Origin of the sequence: Hyphomonas atlantica corrig. (genome assembly GCF_000682715.1) — a bacterium.
Classification (GTDB): domain Bacteria; phylum Pseudomonadota; class Alphaproteobacteria; order Caulobacterales; family Hyphomonadaceae; genus Hyphomonas; species Hyphomonas atlantica.
Window position 1 is genome coordinate 1 of sequence record NZ_AWFH01000030.1, and the last position, 2,781, is coordinate 2,781.

Genomic DNA, 2,781 nt, shown 5'->3' on the forward strand with positions numbered 1-2,781 from the left:
CTTTCTCACGAAGGAAGCCGAGGATCACTTCAGCGGCTTCTTCGGGCGAGTTGTTGACGGTGTCGATTTTGAGTTCGGGGTTGAGGGGGGCTTCATAGGGGCTGTCGATGCCTGTGAAGTTCTTGATTTCCCCGGCGCGGGCCTTCTTGTAGAGGCCCTTGACGTCGCGGGTTTCGGCGACGCTGAGCGGCGTGTCGACATGGATCTCGATGAACTCGCCCTCGGCCATCATGTTGCGGGCCATCTGGCGTTCCGAGCGGAACGGCGAGATGAACGAGACCAGCGTGATCAGGCCGGCATCCGACATCAGCCGGGCAACATTGGCGACCCGGCGGATATTCTCGACCCGGTCGGCATCGGTGAAGCCGAGATCGCGGTTGAGGCCATGGCGGACATTGTCGCCATCCAGCGTGAACGTATGCCTGCCCTGGGCATAGAGCAGTTTCTGGAGCGCGTTGGCGATGGTCGATTTGCCCGAGCCCGACAGCCCGGTGAACCAGAGCACAGCCGGTTTCTGGCCCTTCTGCTCTGCCAGGGCCGAGCGGTCGACATCCATGGCCTGCCAGTGGATGTTGGAGGCCCGGCGCAGGGCAAAGTCGATCAGGCCGAGGCCGACCGTGTCATTACTCATCCGGTCGATCAGAATGAACCCGCCCATCTCGCGATTGACATCATACGGATCATACGGGATGGCCTGATCGAGGGACAGGGTGGTGACCCCGATCTGGTTCAGGTCCAGCGTCTTGGCCGGCACATCATTCAGCGTGTTGACGTCGATGCCGTATTTCGGGGCGTTGACCGTGGCGGTGACCGTCTTGGCGCCGATCTTCAGCAGATAGCGCCGGCCGGGCAGGAGCGGGGTCTCGCTCATCCAGAGGATGCGGGCCTGGAACTGGTCGGAGACTTCCGCCGGGTCCTCGGCCGAGACCAGCACGTCGCCGCGTGAACAGTCGATCTCGTCATCCAGGGTCAGCGTGATGGACTGGCCGGCGATCGCCTCGTCCAGGTCTCCCGTGGCGGTAACGATGCGCTGGATGGTGGATTGCTTGCCGGAGGGCATGGATTTGACCCGGTCGCCCGGCTTGACCGTGCCCGCCGCGATCTGTCCGGAGAAGCCGCGGAAGTCGAGGTTCGGGCGGTTGACCCACTGGACCGGCATGCGGAAGGAGGCGTTCAGGCGGCGGTCGCCCACCGGCACCGTCTCCAGATAATCCATCAGGCTGGGGCCATCATACCAGTCGGTCTCGTTGGACTTGCTGGTGATGTTGACACCCTCCAGGGCAGACATCGGGATGGGCTGGATTTCCAGATCGGTCGCCAGCTCGTCTGCGAAGGCATAGAAGTCATCGACAATGTCGTTATAGACATCCTGACTGTAGCCGACGAGATCCATCTTGTTGATGGCCAGGACGAGCTTGCGGATGCCGAGCAGGGTGGTGATGAAGCTGTGACGGCGCGTCTGGGTCAGGATGCCCTTGCGGGCATCCACCATCAGGATGGCAACATCGGCCGTCGAGGCGCCGGTGGCCATGTTGCGCGTATATTGTTCATGGCCGGGCGTGTCGGCGACGATGAACTTGCGCTTGTCGGTAGCAAAGAAACGATAGGCGACATCGATCGTGATGCCCTGCTCGCGCTCGGCGGTCAGGCCATCGACCAGAAGGGCGAAGTCGATGTTCTCGCCCTGTGTGCCGACTTTCCGGGAATCATTTTCCAGCGAGGCCAGCTGGTCCTCGAAGATCATCTTGGCATCATACAGAAGGCGGCCGATCAGCGTCGACTTGCCATCATCCACCGAACCACAGGTGATGAAGCGGAGCAGGGATTTGTGCTCATGCTTCTCGAGATAGGCGGCGATATCCGATTCAATCAATTCATCATTGAGGCGCATCAGAAATAGCCCTCCTGTTTTTTCTTTTCCATGGAGCCGGACTGGTCGGCATCGATCACGCGGCCCTGGCGTTCGGAGGTCGTGGTCAGCAACATTTCCTGGATGATGTCTTCCAGCGTGTCGGCCGTGCTTTCCACGGCGCCGGTCAGCGGATAACAGCCCAGCGTGCGGAAGCGGACGGATTTGGTGACAGCTGTCTTTGCCAGCTCTGCCGGCATCCGGTCATCATCAACCATGATGTCGACCCCGTTCCAGTTCACGACCGGGCGCGGGGCGGCAAAGTAGAGCGGCACGATCTCGATGTTCTCGCGGCGGATATATTGCCAGATGTCGAGCTCGGTCCAGTTTGACAGCGGGAAAACGCGCACGCTTTCGCCCTGGTTGATACGCGTATTGTAGACATTCCACGGCTCCGGGCGCTGGCGCTTGGGATCCCAGCGATGCTCGGCAGACCGGAAGGAGAAGATCCGCTCCTTGGCGCGGGATTTTTCCTCATCGCGCCGCGCGCCGCCAAAGGCCGCATCGAATTTGTACTTGTCCAACGCCTGCTTCAGCGCCTGTGTCTTCATCACATCCGTATGCACCGCAGAGCCATGACTGAACGGGCCAACGCCCTCGCGCACGCCGTCCTCATTGACATGGACCAGAAGATCGAAGCCCAGCTCCTTCGCCTTGCGATCCCGGAATTCGATCATCTCCCGAAACTTCCAGGTCGTGTCCACATGCATCAGTGGAAAGGGCGGACGAGACGGATAAAACGCCTTCATCGCAAGATGCAGCATCACAGCCGAATCCTTGCCAACCGAATACAGCATCACAGGGTTTTCACACTCAGCTGCAACTTCTCGTATGATATGAAGACTTTCAGCCTCCAGCCTGTCGAGGTGGGT

At 60.3% G+C, this 2,781-nt stretch carries 2 protein-coding genes; both read right to left on the reverse strand.

All coding sequences use genetic code 11. The features are described 5' to 3' along the window. On the reverse strand, positions 1-1,891 hold a 1,891-nt coding region (gene cysN / locus HY36_RS11380; RefSeq protein ID WP_035552787.1), incomplete at its 3' end, for a sulfate adenylyltransferase subunit CysN. After that, the coding region (gene cysD, locus HY36_RS11385) for a sulfate adenylyltransferase subunit CysD (RefSeq protein WP_051602742.1) at positions 1,891-2,781 on the reverse strand (891 nt) is incomplete at its 5' end. The genes cysN and cysD, both read right to left, overlap by 1 nt.